Genomic DNA, 20,121 nt, shown 5'->3' with positions numbered 1-20,121 from the left:
GAACGCCTCATCATTGTCATTATCGGGAGGTTGCCCATGACTCATTCCATACGTCTTCGCAAGATTTCGGCTCTTATGTCCATGATTTTGCTGCTTCAGCTTGTTCTGGCTGCGGCCGCCTCGGCGGGCTCGTACGATCCCGGCCTCACGCCGTCCGACAACGTCTTCACGGGAGAGGATCTGCTTCCCGCGCGGATGATCGACGGCTTCAATACGGCGGAGGAAGTGGCGGAGTGGAAGGCCGGAACGAACACCGACAGCGTCGTATTTAAGACCAGCATCTTGAACGGACCGAACTCGCCGTACGAGGGAGCGGGCGTGCTGGAGCAGGTGCCGCAGCCTGTCAAGGTGTACGAATGGAGGACGATTTACCGGGAGTACGCGGAGCCGCTCGACCTGTCCGGCTATCGGTACCTGGCGCTTGCGGCGAACAGTTGGGGGTGGCAGGCGGTCGACTACATGCTGAAAATAACGCTAACGAGCGGGGACGACACCTACGAGAGCATAGCCAAAATCGAGCACGACAGTTGGAGCCGCGTGTTCATTCGGCTTGGCGACTGGGCAGGCTGCGGGGCGGTCGACCGCATCGACATCTCGTTCATGCAGAACTTCGATCTCGAAGGAGTCGCTCCGGGGGCGCCTGGTTACGATTATTGGGACGGCCGCTTCCAGATCGATTCGTTAAGCGCGACGAATGTGCGCGATCTGACCTTCGATGCGGCCGGGGATACGGAAGGCTTCTCTTCGCCTAACGGATCGGTCGACTGGTCGGAAGGCGGAATCGTCTATACGCTGTCCGGGGAGGGCATTCTCGAGTCGCCCGAGCTGACGCTTGACACGGCGAAGCGGAACGGGCTGTCGGTCTCGATGACGAACGGGACGGGGGCGGACGAATTGACGGTTGAGTGGAAGACTGCAGACGGAGGCTGGGACGCCGCGCAAGCGAAGACGTTCGCGATCCCGACGACCGGCGCGTTCGCTCAAGACTTCAACTTCTCGGACCGGGCGGAATGGAGCGGGACGGTAACGGCCCTCCGCTTCCTCGTGCCTGCGACGGAAGGGACGCTGCGAATCGACCAGATTCGTCCGAAGCTGCTGCCGGTGCTGGAGAAGCCTTATGACGGCACGGCGCAAGCGATCATCGGAGCGGACGGGCGAATCGCAGTCACGGGTACGGTGAATGCCGAATTCCTCGCGGCGAATCCGGGGGCTCGCCTCTATCTGTTCGAGCTGGCGACTTACGAGGATGCGGAAGCCTCGCTGGCGGCGAAGGAGCCGCTGGCCGACGCGGAGCTGACCGAAGCGTTCGCCTTCCAGACAGATCTGAACGACGGCGACCGAAGCCGGCTCTATTCCAAGTTCGCCGTGGCGGCGAAGGCGGAGGGCGGGGAATGCGTTCTCGTTGCGGCGCCGCAATACGTGACCAATCCGGAAGCGGTGTCCGGCAACAACGAGCCGTTCCCGACGGCGAAGAGCATCAAGGGGCTGCAGGTTCAGATGACGGGGGACGCCCAGGAGCTCGGCATCAGCCACGCGGCGCTGAACGTCGCGTACAATGAGCTGACGTACAAGGCGAACAGCAATCCGGGCAACACGATTCCGTATGACGTCGAGGGCAAGACGTACTACTTGCGCAAGGACCGGATCGAGGCGTTGGACCGGCAGATCAAGAGCCTGTCCGACAACGGCATCCTGGTGTCGCTTATTCTGATCATGTACGACACGAAGGACGCGAGCTCTGCGAACGAATACTTGATCCACCCGGATTCGCAGCCGGGCGGCACGGTCTACGCGCTGAACACGTCCAACGCCGTCGGCGTCGAATACGTGAAGGCGGTGACCAAGTTCCTCGCGGAGCGCTATTCGCTGCCGAGCCAGGAGCACGGCCGCGCCGTCAACTACATCGTCGGCAACGAGATCGGCCAGAACATGGTGTGGAACAACATGGGGCCGAAGAAGATGGAGGATTACGTCCGGGAGTATGCGCAGACGCTGCGGCTTGTCGACACGATCGTCAAGAGCGAGTACGCGAACGCGAGGACGTACGTCTCGCTCGACCACTTCTGGGATGAGAACCTTGGCGGCGACTCCCTCTGGAAGTACGACAACAAGGCGATTGTCGACCGCTTGAACGAGCTGACGAACGCCGAAGGGGCGTTCGGCTGGAACATCGCGTTCCATCCGTATCCGGAGGATCTGTTCGATCCGACGTTCTGGAACGACGAGACGGCGACGGATTCCTTCCAGACGAAGCGCATCACGTTCAAGAACCTGGACGTTCTCGTGGATTACATGAAACAGACGAATTACTTGTACGACGGGGCGATGCGCCGAATCATCCTCTCCGAGCAAGGCTTCCACAGCTTGACCAATTCGGACGAGGACCAGAAGATTCAGGCGGCCGCTTACGCCTACGCCTATTACAAGGTGCGCTTCCTCGACGGAATCGACGCGTTTATTCTGCATCGCCACGTTGACCACGGCCAGGAAGGCGGGCTGAATCTCGGCCTCTGGACACATGCGGACGGAACGGTTGTCACGCCGGGCGAGCATAAGGCGATCTACGACGTGTTCAAGTACATCGACACGGAGCGTTCGCTCCAGGCGACGGAGTTCGCGAAGACGATCATCGGCATCGGCAATTGGGCGGACGCAATTCCGGGCTTCGATCCGGCGAAGCTGGCCGACCGGCCTCTTCCGCAGGAGAACGGCCTTGAGTTCCTGGCGCAAGAACGCCGCGACGAGGGACCGAAGGACGGCCCGGGCCGCAGCAACGGCAACAACGGCAACAATGGCAACAACGGCCACAACGGAAACAATGGGCACAACGGGAACAATGGCAATAACGGACACAACGGCAATAACGGCAATAACGGCAATAACGGCAATAACGGCAATAACGGGCATAACGGGAACAATGGCCACAACGGCAACGGCGGCAACCCGTCGGCGGAAGGGAGCTTCGAATCGGGAGGCACGGAAGGGTTCGCGGCTTCCGACGAGGTCGTCTCGGTTCAGGCGGCAACGGGCGAAGCGTACGAGGGGGACGGCTACCTGTCGGCGACGGTGAGCAGCGCTTACGGGCTCAATTGGGCCGGCGTGCAGAAGACGTTCGCCGCTCCGGTCGACGCGCGTAAGTCGCCGTACTTCGCGGCCGCCGTGCAGATTCCGAATGCCAATGCCAAGCTCTCGTACCATGTGAAGTTCATCGTCTACAGCGGCAACGACAGCGTGGAAGGCACGGCGAAGCTCGATCCGTCGGCCGGCTGGCAGCGGCTGGCGCTTCCTCTTAAGGGCTGGACGGGAGCGAAGGCGATCGACCGGATCAAAATCTGGGTGAGCTCGGAAGGCGGCTCGCCGTGGAACGGAGAGCTTCGCATCGATGAAGCGTCGTTCGAACGGGACGTCAAGGTCGATTCGAAGCTTCCCAACGTCGAGGTCGAAGCGAAGCTGCTCGCGCAGGAGCTCGCCGCAGGCTCGACCGTTGCCGTCACCGTGACGAACCACGGTTCCTCCAAGCTGAACAAGAAGCTGGAGTTCAGCGCGACGGGTGGCCTGACGTTGAAGACGAAGTCCGTCAAGCTGAACAATCTCGGCACCGGCGAGAGCAAGACCTTCTCGGTCGAAGTGACCGGCTATACGCCTCAAGACGATGCGGATGCCGTGCTGAAGGCGAAGTACGAAGGACGGGAGTTCTTGTTCGTCCTGCGGGAGAAGCCCGTTCCCGTCGCCCTGCCGTTCGGCTTCGAGGACGGGGACGTTCAAGGCTGGACGGCGGGAGGCAACACGGCAAGCGTCTCTTCCGTCACGTCGTTCGCGAACGGCCCGACGACTCCGAGCGAAGGGCAATATGCGCTGGCGGCCCATTCGCAGGCCGTCGCCGCCGACGCCTGGCGATCGGCGAAGCTGGAGCTCGCGAGCCCGCTCGATCTGAGCGGCGCAAGCAAGCTGGCGTACGACATCGACTCTTACGGCGGCGTGCCGGGCGCAACGTACGAGACCCGGCTTACGCTGAAGAGCGGCGAAGAGAGCTTCGTCTATACGGCGGCGATGTCGCCGGATACGTGGAACGCAATCGCCGCCGACATCTCCGCCTGGGCGTTCCGCTCCGCGGTGACATCGATTGAGATCTCGTTCCGGGCTGTCGGCAGCTCGATCGCTTGGCAGTCGGATTTTCAGGTGGATCATGTTAGGTTGACCGATTAAACAAACGCAAGCGAAGCGGTACGAACAGAGGCGGCTCCCAAGCCTAGGCACGACTGCGGCCCGGGAGCCGCCTCTGTCGCCCCAATCGCCAGTACAGAAGAGAAGGTGTCGGAAGTGGATATGGCTTATGAACGAATGACGAACGGGGGGCGAAGGCGACGACGAAGCCGGGAGGGCCGGCTTCGGGTCGCGAGGTGGATGCTGTCGTTCCTCCGGCCTTACGGAGGCAAGCTCGCGATCATGATCGTCTGCGGGCTCGCCGCGGCCGCTTCCGAGATGGCCGTTCCGCAAGCGTTCCAGTATTATACGGATGTCATCTATCCGCGCAAGGAGGCGGGCTTGCTCGTCTATATCGCCGCAACGATGCTGACCGTGCTGCTGCTCCTGGTCGGAGCGTCCTGGATCGTCACCTACGTTCAACGTTACATCGGGGAGAGGGCTTCCTCGGATATGCAGTTCTCCGTCTTCCGCCACCTGCGTACGCTCGGCTTCTCTTACTACGAGAGATCGCCGTCCGGCGACGCGGTCACCCTGCTGAACCACGATGTGCAGCGGGTGCAGACGTTCTACCGCGAATTTCTCCCGCTCGCCTTCACAAGCACCCTGATCATGCTTGTCTCCGTCTGCTTCCTCATCGTCACCAGTCCCGCGCTCAGTCTCGTGCTGATCCCTCCATTGCTGCTTTACACGCTGCTTGGTCCCTATCTGAATTCGAAGCGCTCCCTGCTCGACAGCGAATGGATTCGACTGCAGGGGCAAGTCGGGCGCCGGGCATACGACTTCGTCTCGGCGACGCTGGAATTCCGCGTTCGCGGCACCTCCGAGCGGCGCCTTCGCGGCATGCTCGGCGAGCTTGGCGAGCTGCAAGCCGTTCATCTGCGGCATCTGCTGTTCGCCTTCCTGTCGTTCGCCGTGCAACTGCTGTGCGTCTTCGGGGGAGCGGCGCTCATGTTCCTGTACGGCTCCCGGCTTGTTCAAGCCGGTGGGCTCAGCGTCGGCCAATTCATCGCGTTCCACTTCTACTTCTTCCTCGCGGTCGCCCAGTACATGAACCTGCTCGCAAGCTTCGCCCAGCAGAAGACGGTGCTGCTCCACGCCTCGCGGCTGTTCCGGTTCGCCCGGCAGATGCCCGATATCCGCGAACCGGAGCATCCGAGAGCGCTGCCCGAAGTCCGGGGAGAGCTGGTCTTCCGCGATGTTCGCTTCGGTTATCCGGGCGGCGCCCCGATTCTGAACGGCATCGACACGGTTATCCAGCCCGGGGAGAAGGTGGCCCTTGTCGGGGAGAGCGGCAACGGCAAGACGACGCTGCTCAAGCTCATTCCGCGGTTCTACGACCCGGACGAAGGGGACGTTCTGCTGGACGGCATCCCGCTGCGGGAGCTGACGTTCGAGCAGATTCGCGGTGCGATCGGGATTGTTTTCCAAGAGACGTATCTGTTCGGTGGCACGATTATGGACAACATCCGCTTCGGTAAGCCGGGCGCCTCCGACGAAGAGGTGTTCGCGGCGGCGCGCGCGGCGATGGCGCACGAATTCATCGCCCAGCTTCCGGACGGCTACTTCACCGTCGTCGGGGAGCGCGGCGCGAAGCTGTCGGGCGGGCAGCGGCAGCGCATCTCCATCGCGCGAATGTTCGTGCGCGATCCGAAGATCGTCATTCTGGACGAAGCGACCTCGGCGCTGGACAACGTCAGCGAGCGGGCGGTGCAGGAGGCGCTCGGTCGCCTGCTCGTCGGAAGAACGACGGTGACCGTCGCGCACCGGCTGTCCACGATCCGCGATTACGACCGCATTCTGCTTATCCATGAGGGCCGCATCCGCGAAGAAGGAAGCTACGAGGAGCTTATGCAGCGCCGGGGGGCCTTCTATCGATTGGCAGCGGGAGGAGAACAGGGAGATAGAGAGGGAACCGAACCATGAGAGACAACTTCGCGTTCATTCGCGGCATCGCGAGGCCGCATTACGCCTTATACGCCGTTTGTTTCCTATTGATGATCGTTCAGCTTGCCAGCCAGCTTGCGTCCACGGGCGTGCAGCAGACCATCATCGACGATGTATTCCTTCACGGGGAGAAGGAGCGGCTTGTCCTCCTGATCGCCGTGTTCCTCGCCGCCGCGTTTCTTCAATCCGTCACTCTGACCGGCATCGGCTATCTTTTCCACATGATTCTGTTCCGGATTCGCTATTCCTTGTTCGAGAGAGCGGCGCGCTTCCTGCAGCGCATTCCCGCCTCGACCGTTCAGAACGAGAGAACGGCGAAATACGCGGACGTGATGAACGATTACGTGTTCATGTCGGCGATCGGCATCGGCCTGCAGCTTCCGAACGGCTTCTTCCAGATCGTGCCCGCCGCCGCGCTGATGCTCGTCGTCGGCTGGTACAGCCCGTTTATTCTGCTCGTCGTCACCTTGTTCAGTTGCTGCTACCTGGTTCTCGGCTACCGCTACGGCAAGAGGCTGAAGCGGGCCGCACACCGGGTCAACGACACCCGCCGGAACGTCGGGGTTTTCCTTGAGGAAGGCGTATCCGCCACGAGAGAGGTGCTTGCCTATCATCGGCTGGATTACGAGACGGCGACGTACCGCTCTCTGTTCGACAAGTACTTCCGCAACGTGCTGCTCGAAGGGCGGCTGCTGAATCGGCAGATGGTCGTCAGCCATCCGCTGAAGTGGGGGCTTAACCTGTTTATTCTGCTGTATGGAGGGTATGCCGCGCTTCAGGGCTCCCTTACGCTCGGGGCGTTCGTCGTCGTCTTCCAGTTCTCACGCCAATTGATGGATAAGTTCGAGCAACTGTACTTGTTCGCGCTGAGCTATTCCATGTATATGGCCAAGATCGAAGCGCTGCGCGAGTACTTCGGACAGGAGACGATCGAGGACGGGGGCGAGTTGCTGGAGGAGCCGATCCGCTCGCTGGAGCTGGAGGGCGTGACCTATCGGTACGATGGGCAGCCGGAGCCGGTGCTGAGGGAGGTTGCGGCTTCGCTCCCGATCGGCGGCAAAATCGCGTTCGTCGGGCCGAGCGGCAGCGGCAAGTCGACGATCGCGCAACTGCTCGTCCGCTTCTACGATCCGGATGGCGGCCGGCTGACGGTGAACGGGAACGATCTGCGGACCTACAGGCGAGAGGAATGGGGGCGCAAGCTGTCGATCGTCTTCCAGAGTCCTTATCTGTTCCCGGATACGATCCGCAGCAATCTGAACCTGGGCGCGGAAGAGCGAACCCAAGAGGAGATCGAGGCCGCTTGCCGGCTGACCGATATTCATGACTTTATCGTTGCTCAGGAGAAGGGATACGATACGGAGATCGGAGAGCGGGGGATCGCCCTGTCCGGCGGGCAGCGCCAGCGGATTGCGCTGGCGAGGGCGGTGCTCGACAATCCGGAGCTGCTGATTCTCGACGAGGCGACCTCCGCGCTCGATCTGGAGACGGAACGGAAGGTGCAGCGTCACTTCGACGAGATTCGCAAGGGGAAGACGACGATCGTCATCGCGCACCGGCTGTCCACGATTCGCAACGCGGATCTCATCTGCGTGTTCCATCAAGGCCGACTTGTGGAGCGAGGGAATCACGAGAGCCTAATGGCGGACTCGACGGTGTACAGCGGGATGGTTCGGCAGGTGGAGGGGAGCTAGACGCGTTGAACTAGAGATTATAACGGGCACGCTCGTTTCGATACTCCACGCATGGTACGGGGGGCTATTACGATGAAGTTGGAAGCTGGCCGTTCCGGACGCGGTCGGTTTGGCCACAGCCCGCAAAATGTAATCGAAATTTCAGGCTTATTCGCTCGATCTGGCCGCAGACCGCAAAATGTAATCGAAATTTCAGGCTTATTCGCTCGGTTTGGACGCAGCCCGCGAAATGTAATCGAAATTTCAGGCTTAATCGCTCGGTTTGGACGCAGCCCGCAAAATGTAATCGAAATTTCAGGCTTATTCGCTCGGTTTGGGGGTAACCCGCGAAATGTAATCGAAATTTCAGGCTTAATCGCTCGGTTTGGACGCAGCCCGCGAAATGTAATCGAAATTTCAGGCTTATTCGCTCAATCTGGCCGCGGGTCAGGAGTTGCTGGTTCGTAGTTGTGTGCGATTGCAACTTGAACTTGCTAGGTTAAATTCATTCGTTCAGCTTATATAGACACGAAAAATTTTCGGAACCAGTGTATATTTAGTTGTGTTATTAATTCATAAAGTATATTATGTAATTAATCAAAGAATACTTTGTTATAAGCGAAAATTGCAGATCCACTACCAGATTCACCAAAGGAGAATGGCGATGCGAGAGAGACAGGGAGAACGCCGCTATCGGAACGACGCTTACGGCGGCATCGACGGCCTGAGCCGAGAGCTGCCGACATGGGAAGAGGTCGGTCCCGCTCGCCCGGATCGCTATGTCGGTCTGTTCTACTTCCTCTGGCTGGGGCAGCACGGAACGGGCGGTCCTTACGACAATACGCGAATTTTGTCGGAATGGCCGGAGGCGGTGCACGATCCGGAGCATCCCGCTTGGGGACCGAAGGAAATCTTCCACTTCTGGGGCGAGCCGCTTCACGGATACTACCGGAACGACGACGAGTGGGTGCTTCGCAGACATATTCAATTGCTGACCTCTGCCGGCGTCGATTTTCTCGTGTTCGATACGACCAACACCGCCGTCTACAAGAACGTCTGCGACAAGCTGTTCGCGATTATGGACGAGATCGATGCGCAGGGCTTCCGCGTTCCGCGCTTCGTGTTCTACACCAATACCGAATCCGGCCGCACAATCGATGAACTGTACGAGGACATCTACAAGCCGGGGCGTTACGAGCACCTGTGGTTCCGTTGGCGGGGCAAGCCGCTCGTTATCGGCGATCCGGCGGAGTGCAGCGAGGAGCAGCGGGAGTTCTTCACGTTCCGTCTTAACCAGTGGCCCAACGAGGCGGCCAAGACGAACGGCTTCCCGTGGATCGAGTTCGAGCGTCCGCAGCGCGTGTTCTATAACGACGAGGGCGAGAAGGAGGTCGTCAGCGTATCGGTGGCGCAGCATCCCAGCGTCGCGATGAGCGACACGCCGTTCTACGGCTACGGCGACAACTGGGGGCGGGGCTACCATGCGGAGGCGGCGAGCGCGCAAGGCGATCGGCCGGAGGACATTCTTCGCGGGGCCAATGTGGCGGAGCAGTGGGAGTTCGCGCTTGAGCAGGACCCGCAGATCGTCTTCGTGACGGGCTGGAACGAATGGATTGCGATGCGGCTGAGCGGGCCCGAGGAGCGGCCGGTGCTGTTCGTCGACCAGGCGACGCTGAACTTCAGCCGGGACATCGAGCCGATGAAGGGCGGGTACGGCGACAACTATTACATGCAGATGATCTCGTATATTCGCAGGTTCAAGGGGATGGCGGCCACCAATGGGAAAAGCCATCGGATGAACAATCCCATCCCGATGGAGCCGGAGTTCGACGTATGGGAGCGGGTGTCGGCGGAGTATCGGGACTTCGAGGGGGATACGCTCCCGCGGAATCATCCGGGCTACGGCGAGCTTCGCTACGAGAACCGGACGGGGCGCAACGAGCTGCTGAGGTTCAAGGTCGCGCACGACGACGGGTTCGTCTACTTCTACGCGCAGACCCGGGAGCCGCTGACCCCGCGCTCCGATCCGAGCTGGATGCTGCTGCTCCTTCGGATCGGGGGACGGGACGGCATAGAGCGGGACGGCATGGAGCGGGGCGGCGCGTGGGAGGGCTACACGCATATCGTCAACCGAGCCGTGACGGGCGATTCGGAGACGCTGCTGGAGCGAAGCGAAGGCGGCTGGAGCTGGCGAACCGTCGGCGCGGTCAAGTACGCGGCGGCGGGGAACGAGCTGCATCTGGCGATTCCGCGGGAGCTGCTCGGTCTGGACGATCCGGCCGGGGAGCATCGGCTGGAATTCAAGTGGGGCGACCATCTGCTGGCGGATGGCGACGCCATGGACTTCTATCAATTCGGGGATACCGCTCCGGAAGGGCGATTAAACTTCATTTATACAATTCGATAGCAATCGAGAAGAGTGTGGGGGAGAAGGACATGGGAGCAGAACGGTGGACGGCGGAATGGATCTGGGCCGCGGGGACGGCGGGGAAGAACGACGTCTACGCGGAGACGAGAGCCGTCTTCGAAGCGGGAGAGGCGATCGGGCGGGCGCGAATCCGGATCTCCGCCAATCAGGCCTACAGGCTCTTCCTGAACGGGGAAGAGCTGGGTCGGGGGCCGACTCCGACCGATCCGGAGTGGATGTCGTACGATACGTACGAGGTCGCGGATCGTCTCGTTCGCGGGGCGAACGCGCTCGCGATTGTGGCGAACAACTTCGGCACGGAGATGATCGTGACGAATCAGTTGCAAGGCCCGGGAGGGCTTATCTGCCAGCTCGATCTCTACGATTCGGAGCGGGAAGGGGCGGCTCCCGTGCGGACGATTGCGAGCGGCTCCGGCTGGAAGTGCCGGCGCTCGCCGCGCTGGCTGCCGGGAACAAGCCGGCTGCATTACTGGGGCGGCTACCGGGAGATCGTCGACGTCTCGAAGGAGGACGGCTGGCTGCGAGCGGATTACGACGACTCCGCGTGGCCGCACGCCGAAGTCGTCGCTGCGGCGGAGCAGCCGGATTCGCCGTGGCCGCGCCTGCTGCCGCGCGAGATTCCGTTCCTGCGCCGCACGCTCGTCGAACCGGTCGAAGTCGTCGCGGCCGAGCCGTTCCGCGGCGCGATCTCGTTCCCGGAAGCGTTGCTGGCGTCGCTGGCGGACACGCCGGACGACCGGGCGCTGGCGATGGACGCTTCGCGGCCGGGAAGCCTGCCGCAGATCACCTACGACTTCGGAGCGGAGGCGGTCGGCTATCCGAAGCTTGTTGTCGATGCGCCGGAAGGGGGCGTGCTTCAGCTCTTCTACGGGGAATCGCTCGAGGTATCGCTGATGGACACGTATCTTCTGCGTCCGGGGGAGAACGTGCTGGAGCCGTTCGGCCGCCGCGCGTTCCGTTATCTGAAGCTGGCGGCGATGGCGACGCCGGTCCCGATCCGCATCCGGAGCCTGCGGATGGAATTCGTTCATTATCCGTTCGCGGGAGAGGCGACGTTCCGCTGCAGCGACGAGAAGCTGAACCGGATCTGGGAGACGGGGCGCTACACGACGCTCGTGAACAGCCAGAATCACTTCGAGGACTGCCCGTACCGCGAAGCGGCGCTCTGGGTCGCGGACGCCGTCGTCATGGCGAAGGTCGTCTATCAGATCTCAAGCGATGCCGCCCTCGTGCGCAAGTCGCTGCTGCAGGGGGCGCGAATCCAGAATGCGGACGGCTCGATTCCGGGCAACGGTCCCGCGCGCAACTCGTTTATGCTGCCGGACTTCTGCGCGCATTGGCTGTTCGGCGTGAAGGAGTACTTCGAATACAGCAAGGATCGGGCGTTCCTGGAGGAGATCTGGCCTGCCGTCCAGCGCCTTGTCCAATGGTTCTCCAATCAGGAGGACGAATCCGGCCTGTTCGCGAATGCGGTCCGCGAAGGCTGGTGGTGCTTCATCGACTGGACCGACGATATCGAGCGCAAGGATCGGGTGACGGCGATCTCTTGCTTCTATTATAAGTTCCTTGAATCGGCGGCCGGTCTGGCCGATGCGGTCGGAGAGCGGAGCTTCGGGGCAGAGCTGCGCGCCAAGGCGGCGAAGCTGAAGGATGCCGTGCGCCGCCTGCTCCGCGTTGCGGGAACGACCGTCTACGCCGACTGCCTGACCGACGAGGGATTGTCCGCGAGCGTGACGGCGCAGACGAACTTCGCGGCGGCCTGGTCCGGCATCATGGAGGAGGCGGAGGTTGCGGCCTTCGTCGAAGACGAGTTCCTGGCCGGCAAGCTGCCTCCGATTCGCGGCGCGTTCTTCTACCATATCGTGCTGGAGACGCTGTTCGCCCACGGGTATGCGGAAGCTGCCGTTCGCATCATCCGGGACTATTGGGGAGCGATGCTGGACCGCGGGGCGACGACGTGGTGGGAGACGTTCGATCCCGCGCTGCCGTTCCCGACGACGCCGAGTCCCTACATGGGCCATACGCCGACGTACTTGCAGGATGCCATTCCGGTCAGCTTGTCGCACGGATGGGGAGCGTCGCCGACTTATCTGTTAAGCCGCGAAGTGCTCGGCGTGCATCTGTCGGATGAAGGAGCCGAGGATGTCGTCTTGCGCCCGATTGCTGCGGAGGGGCTCGATTGGGCGGAAGGAGTCATCCCGACCAAGCGGGGAGAGATTCGCGTCCGTTGGGAGCGCGGGACGGATGGAACTGTTCGGTATCAAGCGAGCCTGCCGAAGGGACTCGTCTGGGCGGCGCCCGGCATGGAGTCGGCGGCAGCCTCGGAGCACGGCGAAGGCGTGCGGATTACGGGGACGGTGCCGGCAACGCGGCAGTCGGTCCGCGCGTCCGTCGCGGCGGAGAGAGCTTCATTCCCTCGCTGAATATATACGTTACGATAGGCGGCAAGAGCTTCGGGCTCGAGTCGCCTGTTCGTCTTGCGAAAATCTGCGGCCTAAAGTATACTTAACCCAACTTGGGAGGAGTGGATTCGCATGGATACGGAGAAACTGGACAAGACTCCGATGTACCAATATATCATGAACGATATCAAGCAGAAGATCGAATCGGGCGAGCTGAAGCCGCATGATCCGCTGCCGACGCAGATCGATCTGGCGAAGGAATACAACACAAGCGAGATCACGTCCCGCCGGGCGCTGTCCGACCTCGTGCAGGAAGGCTACGTCTATCGGATTCGGGGCAAGGGCAGCTTCATTCAGGAGAGCCCGAGCGCAGGAGTCGGCGCGAAGCCGATCCGCACGATCTACTTCGCGCACAAGGAATTGCTCGAGAGCTTCGATCATCCGTTCTTCGGCGACATGTTCGACGGGATCAAGCTGACATGCGAGGAGAACGGGGTCGACTTCCATCTCTGGAATGTCGGAGCGGACTATGAACTGCCGGACGATCCGGATGCGGGCATTATTCTGCTGACGACCAAGGAGGACTTCGACCTCTCGCGCCTGACCGCATGGCAACAAGAGAACCGGCGCCTCGTCACCGTTCACTTCTATTACCCGCATCTGGGTATTCCTTACGTTATTGTGGATAATCTAACGGGAGGGTACCTGGCAACGCAGCACTTGCTCTCCCTGGGGCATAAGCGGATCGGCGTCATTATAACCGGGGATTCCATCATGGACGTCAACCAGGAGTTCTCTCTTCGTCTCCAGGGCTATCGCTTGGCGCTGTCGCAGCACCAGATCGCCTTCGATCCCGAGCTCGTCGCCTTCATGAGCGGCGGCAAGGAACGGCTTGAGATGGGGGCGGAAGGGTTCCGGCAGTTGATGAAGCTGGAGCAGCCTCCGACCGCCATCTTCGCCACAAGCGATTACAAGGCGTTCGGTGCGATGGAGGCGGCGCGGGACATGGGGTTGAACGTTCCGGAAGAGATCAGCATTATGGGGTACGACGACATCAAGGTGAGCAAGTATACTTATCCTTCGCTGTCGACCGTGAATCAGAATACGAAGAAGCTTGGGCAGAGGGCCGCGGAGATTTTGCTGTTCGAGCTTAAGGCCGGCCACAATCAACTGCTTAAGGATGAGATCGTGCCGACGCTGATTCCGCGGGACAGCACCGGGCTTGCGGCGAAGAAGACGCAGCGCGGCGGCAAATAATCGCATACCCCCATATTGTTTAGGCAAGCTGTCGGCTCGAGGCGACAGCTTTTCTTGTTGTTTAGGAAATTATACTCGATGAAGAAATGTGGATAACTTGCCGATGAAATCAGTAGGAGGGGTTGGGATGAACAACAAACCAGAGACATGGAAGAAACGTGGGATTGTGAAACAAATCCTTAAAGACCATTTTCATGGCTTCTGGCAACTTCATGCCGACCGCTTTCCTCAAGAGCTACAAGAAGATATCCAAACAACGGTTCGAAAGGCAATCCGATGCGGGACGCAAGACATGGGATTTGCGCGTTACGAATGTCTCGGCTGCAAAGAAGGAGAGCCTGATCCCGTAATCGTTTGTTTTACATGTAAGAGTCGATTTTGTCACGGATGTGGAAAGAAATATACGGATGAATGGGCAGAGAAGCAGCAGGAGCGAATCCTGAATGTGCCGCATCGACATACGGTGTTCACGGTTCCAAAAGAATTGCGCAAAGTGTTTTTTGCGGACCGGAAGAAGCTGAACGAGTTAAGCCGACAAGTCGCGCAAGTCATTCAGTATTATTACCGTCGGAAGAATAAGAGCAAGCAATATGAAGTCGGAGTGATCACCGTCATTCATACCTTCGGACGAGACTTGAAATTTAATCCGCATATTCATGCGTTGGTGACGGAAGGGGCCTTAGACAACACGAAGCAGTGGAAAGGTGTGGAGTACATCCCGTATAGCTATCTGAGGAAGTCGTGGCAGAAGCTGCTGATGGACTTGATGCTGAAGTGGTTCCCGAAAGATGAGAAAGTAAAGCGGTTAGTTAACGAACTGTACAGGCGCTACCCACACGGATTTTATGTGAACGCCGAACAACGAATGAAAGATGCGAGGGGAGCTGCGAAGTATATCGGAAGATACCTGGCAAGGCCAGCCATTGCGGAATACCGAATCGTAAGTTATGACTACCACACTGTGCATTATTGGTATGAGGATCACCGAACGGGCAAGCGAGTGGATGTGAAGGCGCCCGTATTTCGGTTTCTTTATGATATCCTACAGCACATCCCGCCTAAGCATTTCCGAATGGTGGGTAGGTATGGTTTGTATCCTGCGTTCCCGGGATGTATAACGATAAAATCGACTAAAAACGTTGAAGTGACAAGGATTTCGGCGTTTTTTTGTCTCTTCGCCAAGTTGAAATTAGCTATTGCGTGACTACCGACTATACAGTATACTTTATACAGTAAAGTATACGAATATATCTGAATCATACTTTACCTTTGGCGAGTCGAGCAGTTTTTTTAGCGGGGGAACGTAAGCGCTTTAAAAAATGTCCTTGAGAACGAGAGGAGATCGACATGACTATTCACAAAAGATCGGCATTACTCGTTGGAGCTCTGGTGGCCACATCCATGCTGGCAGCTTGCAGCAACAGCAATAACACGGTCGAGCCAAGCGCTTCGAATTCGGCGTCCGCCGGACAGAGCGCTTCCGGGAGCCCCTCCGCCAGCCCGTCCGAATCGGCGGCCTCCGAGCTTGCGGGAACACTTAACATCTCGCTGCCGAATGCATCGTCTTCCGTCTGGAACGCGGTTGCGGATGCGTACATGAAGAAGAATCCCGGCGTGAAGGTCACTGTAGACATCAAGCCGCTGGACGGCTACAAGGAATGGCTGACCGCGCAATTCGCGGCGGGAACGCCGGACGCCGACCTCGTCGTGAACAATGAAGTGGCGAACCTGATGTCGGACAAGAAGTTCGTGGATTATTACCCGTACTTCGACCAAGTGAATCCGTATACCGGCAAGCCGTGGAAGGATTCGCTCGACCTGGCGGCGATGGGCATCAATCTGGACGGCGTCGGCACGGAGGATCATCTGTACAACCTGAACTTCGAATCCGTGCAGATCGTCTGGATGTACAACAAGGAGATCTTCGAGAAGGTCGGCATCACCGAGACGCCGAAGACGTTCAGCGAGCTGACGGCAGACTTCGACAAGATCAAGGCGGCCGGCTTTACGCCGCTCGCGCTGGCCGGAGACGCCAATTCGATGTGGAGCAACCAGGCGGGCTGGCTCGTGCGCATCTACGCCGACCAGTACATGCGGGACTACATCAATATCATTCGCTCCCAGGATCAGGACTACACGTACTTGCCGGGCATCGACGACATCTGGACCTACGACCCGGCGGACCCGTATAACGACTCGAACAGCAACGTCACGAAGAACGAGCTTCGCCAATGGAAGGCCGTCAAGGACAAGGAAGGGCCTTACAAGATTGCCGGCAACCCGGCGTGGACGGCATACGCAGACAACCTGAAGAAGCTGTTCTCCTATACGCCGGACGGATTCTTCGGCGTCAAGGACGATCAGGCGTACCAACTGTTCCTGACCGGCAAGGCGGCGACGATGGTGTCGACCCCGGCCTCCTACTTCCAACTGCCGAAGGACTTCGCGGACGAGACGAAGACAGGCGCGCAAGGCGGCGTCAAGGCGTTCGATTACGGCTTCTTCAACATGCCGTCGATGGAAGGCGCCGAGGTCATCGCTCCGGCCCGCACGATCCAGATTCCGATCGGCTTCTATGGCCTCGTCAGCAAGGATGCCGAGCAGAACGCTCTCGGCATGAACTTCATGATGTACCTGACCAGTCCGGAAGGGTACATGGTGTACGCCGAGGCGATTCAGAACAGCAAGGACGCCGCCCTCTCGGGGGCCCCGGCGCTGAAGGATATCACGCTTCCGGCCGAGATGACGGCCGCGTTCGCCGACTTCACGCCGATCGGCAACACCGAAGGCTACATCAGCGCAGGCAACAATCTGGCACGCGGCCTGAACGATTACCAGCCGTCCGTGCAGGACTGGGTCGGCAGCGTGCAGCGCTTCTTCGCCGGCCAGACCACGACGGAGCAGTACCTGAACGAGCTGCAAGCCAACGTCGACAAGTATCTCGAGCCGATGCTGCAGCAGAATAAGAAGGAGCTGTCCGATCTGGATACGCCGGAGAGCCGGCCGCCGGAACGCAAATAATCCAATGCCGCCCAATCTGCACAGGCCGCCGCATGCGGCCTGTGCAGATTGACCTTGCAGGATAAACGAAGGAGTCGCACGCCGATGAACATGGAAGGGCAAGGAAGAGCAAGGAGGAGCAGGATGAGAAGAACCCCCAGGATCCTACTGACGTTAGCGCTCCTGTTGGGGCTCGTTCCGAACGCCGTGTCGGCGAATGCGGAGTGGGCCATCGAGGGCGCCGGAGACATTACATCCATCAACTCCTCGGAGGACGGCAGCCGCCTCGCGGTCGGCGCTCACGGCTCGAAGGCGATCGTCTACGATCGAGAAGGGCAGCCGCTGTACGAGAAGCAGACGAAGAACGTCGTCACCGACGTCAAGCTCCTGAACGACGGCACCTTGCTCGTCGCTTCGGACGATCGGCATCTCTACGCTTACGATTCCGCAGGCGGCACCCGCTGGGACGTCGATATGAAGCGACAGGTCAAGAGCGTGTCCGCTTCCGAGGACGGTTCCGTCATCGCCGTTGTCGTTCAGCGAAGCAACGATCTGTTGTTCGTGGACGGCCAGACCGGGGAGACGACGGGAACGGCCGCGATCGGCACGGTTATGAAGACGGTTCGGGTGTCCGGGAACGGGGAATGGATCGTCGCCGCGACGGCGGACCAATTCCTCCACCTGGTCGACAAGGACGGGCAAGTCGTTCGCAAGTTCGGCGCCGGCGGGCAGATCGCTTCGATCGCCGTGACCGACGACGGGGAGACGGCCGTCGGAACGAATGCGAACGAGGTGGAGCTGTTCGATTCCGAGGGCAAGAAGGCCGCTTCCTTCGGCACCCGGGACAGCGTCTCCGCCGTCGCGTTCTCGAAGGACGGCAAGCTGCTCGGAGCCGCGGATCTGTCGGGCAACTTCTACATCTTCGACCGCAGCGGCAAGAAGCTGTGGGAGGCGAAGGAAGGCCGGGCGGGGCGCGCCGTGGAGTTCGCGCCGGACGGCAAGACGCTCTACGCGGGAACGGACGACGGGCGAATTCTTACGCTTGACGTCGGCAGCGCCGTGAAGGATGCGGAGAGCGAAGCCCGAATGAAGGCGATCCTGTGGTCGGCCTTGGCGGTTGTCGTTCTGGCGGCCATCGCGCTGCTTCTATTGTATATGAAGAAACGGGGCAAGCTGGGAATCTTCCGGGATATCTGGCGGGCCAAATGGATTTATCTCGGACTTGCTCCAAGCTTCCTGCTTATCTTCGTGTTCCTGTACTTCCCGGCATTCTCGGGATTGTTCCACTCGCTGTACAAGTGGCAGCCGGGGGGAACGACGACCTTCATCGGTCTCGACAACTTCAAGCGCATGATCCACGACCCTTACGTCACGAAGGGCTTCGGCAACCTGCTTATCCTTATCGTGACCGGGCTTATCAAGACGATCATTCCTCCGCTTATCGTCGCCGAATTGATCTATCACCTGTGCGGCAAGAAGCTGCAGTACGGGTTCCGGACGGCGTTCACCGCCTCGATGGTCATTCCGGCGGTGGCGGGGTTGCTCATATGGCAGAACTTCTACGATCCGAACATGGGGCTGTTCAACAACTTCCTGCAGTTGATCGGCCTCGGCTCCTGGGCGCACGGATGGCTCGGCGACCCGAAGACCGCGCTCTGGGCGCTTATCTTCATCGGCTTCCCGTTCGTCGGAATTCTGCAATTGCTCGTGTTCTATGCGGGGCTGCTGGCCATTCCGGGCGAGCTGACCGAATCGGCGAAGATGGACGGCGCGAACCTGTCGCGAATCATCCGTTCAATCCACCTTCCGATGCTGTCCGGCCAGTTCAAGTTCCTCATTATTCTCGCTCTCATCGGCATCATCCAGGACTTCAACGGCATTATGATCGTGACCGGAGGCGGCCCGATGGATTCGACCTATGTGCCCGCCCTGCAGATGTACTACGCCGCCACGAAGTTCAGCGATCTCGGGTACGCTTCGGCGCTTGGCGTCAGCATGTTCGCGGTCATTCTCGTCATTACGGTCATCAATATGAAGTTCATCAAATCGGCGGACGACTAGGGAGGGACGACCATGAATTTACGCTTGCAATTCAATCTCAGGCAGCTCGTCATTATTTTGGTTCTGGCCGTTCTCGTCTTCCTGACCCTCGTGCCGATCCTGTTTATGCTCATCAGCTCGCTTAAGAGCAACGCCCAGATTCTCGGCAACTTCTGGGGCCTTCCGGCTCCGGCGAGGTGGGGCAACTATTCCGAGGCTCTGAATGCGATCTGGCGGTACATCATCAACACGGTGGGCTATGCGGTAGGAGGAAGCGTGTGCGTGATGCTTCTGTCCTCGATATCCGGGTATATTTTCGCGAAGAAAACATTCCCCGGCAAGGAAATCCTGTTTATGATGATGCTGGCGATCATGATGATTCCGGGCATTCTGACGCTCATCCCCTCCTATGTGCTGTACGAGAACATGGGGCTGACGAACACGCCGTGGGTCATTATCGTCTCCAGCGCGGCGGGCGGGCAGATCTTCGGGACGTTCCTGTGCCGCACCTATATGTCGGGCTTGCCGAGCGAGCTGTTCGAGGCGGCCCGAATCGACGGAGCCGCGGAGATGCGCGTCTTCCTTCGCATCGTTATTCCGCTCTCGCTGCCGATTCTCGCCACGCTGTTCATCATGCAGTCGGTCGGCGTCTACAACGACTACATCTGGCCGCTGCTGACGATCCGGGACAGCAACCTTCAGGTGATCGCGGTGGGACTGACCATCTTCACGAAGCAGTTCGGGGTGACCGATCTCGGCACGCGATTCGCCGCATACGCGATCTCGTCCGTCCCGCTGCTGCTCATCTTCTCCTTCGGCATGAAGTATTACATTCAGGGGATGACGCAAGGCGCGCTGAAGATGTAACCCGGGGCAGTGGCGGGAATTTATGCGAAAATTCACATTGGCGCAGGGCGATAACGGGGCGTTTGGGCGATTATATGCTAAAAATCACATTCATCGGAGCTGTTCCGTCCCGAAGTGCCGTGATAAATGCTAAAAACCACATAAAACCCCTCAATCTACCGAAATCCAAGCCGACGAATGTGAAAAATCAGAGCGACCGAGCATAGGTTGAGTAACTTAGCAGGTGGAAACCCTGCTTGGAAAAGGCGAAGCCACGCCACCAATAGCGAGTCTTGGAGCGAAGCTGGCAACAGAGTCGTTTAAG

General features: G+C 59.7%; 10 protein-coding genes. All 10 read left to right on the top strand.

Features of this window, described 5'->3' with window-relative positions:
• The first annotated feature begins 36 nt into the window (after positions 1 to 36).
• The 10 genes from E6C55_RS34185 (at position 37) to E6C55_RS14795 (ending at position 19,817) form a co-directional block, all read left to right on the top strand.
• Positions 37 to 4,206 (top strand): DUF5722 domain-containing protein, encoded by a 4,170-nt coding sequence (locus E6C55_RS34185; protein WP_136370590.1) that lies wholly within the window; start codon positions 37 to 39, stop codon positions 4,204 to 4,206.
• A gap of 120 nt (positions 4,207 to 4,326) precedes the next feature.
• On the top strand, positions 4,327 to 6,129 hold the full coding sequence (locus E6C55_RS14835) for an ABC transporter ATP-binding protein (RefSeq protein ID WP_230986700.1): 1,803 nt from the start codon (positions 4,327 to 4,329) through the stop codon (positions 6,127 to 6,129).
• Positions 6,126 to 7,844, top strand: coding sequence for an ABC transporter ATP-binding protein (locus tag E6C55_RS14830; RefSeq protein WP_136370588.1), 1,719 nt, complete (start codon positions 6,126 to 6,128; stop codon positions 7,842 to 7,844). Before E6C55_RS14835 ends, E6C55_RS14830 begins: the two co-directional genes overlap by 4 nt.
• A gap of 643 nt (positions 7,845 to 8,487) precedes the next feature.
• Complete coding sequence (locus E6C55_RS14825; protein WP_136370587.1) at positions 8,488 to 10,230, top strand: hypothetical protein; 1,743 nt, start codon at positions 8,488 to 8,490, stop codon at positions 10,228 to 10,230.
• A gap of 29 nt (positions 10,231 to 10,259) precedes the next feature.
• The gene (locus E6C55_RS14820) at positions 10,260 to 12,674 is read left to right on the top strand and encodes an alpha-L-rhamnosidase-related protein (protein ID WP_136370586.1); all 2,415 of its coding nucleotides are present in this window, start codon (positions 10,260 to 10,262) and stop codon (positions 12,672 to 12,674) included.
• Between the two features lie 111 nt (positions 12,675 to 12,785).
• Positions 12,786 to 13,910 carry a GntR family transcriptional regulator gene (locus E6C55_RS14815; protein WP_136370585.1) on the top strand — a complete coding sequence of 375 codons (1,125 nt, stop codon included), beginning with the start codon at positions 12,786 to 12,788 and terminating at the stop codon, positions 13,908 to 13,910.
• Between the two features lie 127 nt (positions 13,911 to 14,037).
• Positions 14,038 to 15,114 (top strand): IS91 family transposase, encoded by a 1,077-nt coding sequence (locus E6C55_RS14810; protein WP_168735651.1) that lies wholly within the window; start codon positions 14,038 to 14,040, stop codon positions 15,112 to 15,114.
• Positions 15,115 to 15,257: 143 nt separating this feature from the next.
• On the top strand, positions 15,258 to 16,931 hold the full coding sequence (locus E6C55_RS14805; protein WP_136370583.1) for an ABC transporter substrate-binding protein: 1,674 nt from the start codon (positions 15,258 to 15,260) through the stop codon (positions 16,929 to 16,931).
• A gap of 123 nt (positions 16,932 to 17,054) precedes the next feature.
• A complete protein-coding gene (locus E6C55_RS14800; RefSeq protein WP_136370582.1) occupies positions 17,055 to 18,971 on the top strand; it encodes an ABC transporter permease subunit in 1,917 nt (638 codons plus the stop codon).
• Positions 18,972 to 18,983: 12 nt separating this feature from the next.
• Positions 18,984 to 19,817: a carbohydrate ABC transporter permease gene (locus tag E6C55_RS14795; RefSeq protein WP_136370581.1), complete on the top strand. Its 834-nt coding sequence runs from the start codon at positions 18,984 to 18,986 to the stop codon at positions 19,815 to 19,817.
• Positions 19,818 to 20,121: the final 304 nt, after the last annotated feature.

Origin of the sequence: Cohnella fermenti (assembly GCF_004801405.1) — a bacterium.
Lineage (GTDB): Bacteria > Bacillota > Bacilli > Paenibacillales > Paenibacillaceae > Cohnella > Cohnella fermenti.
This window is presented reverse-complemented; position numbering and strand designations above follow the sequence as displayed.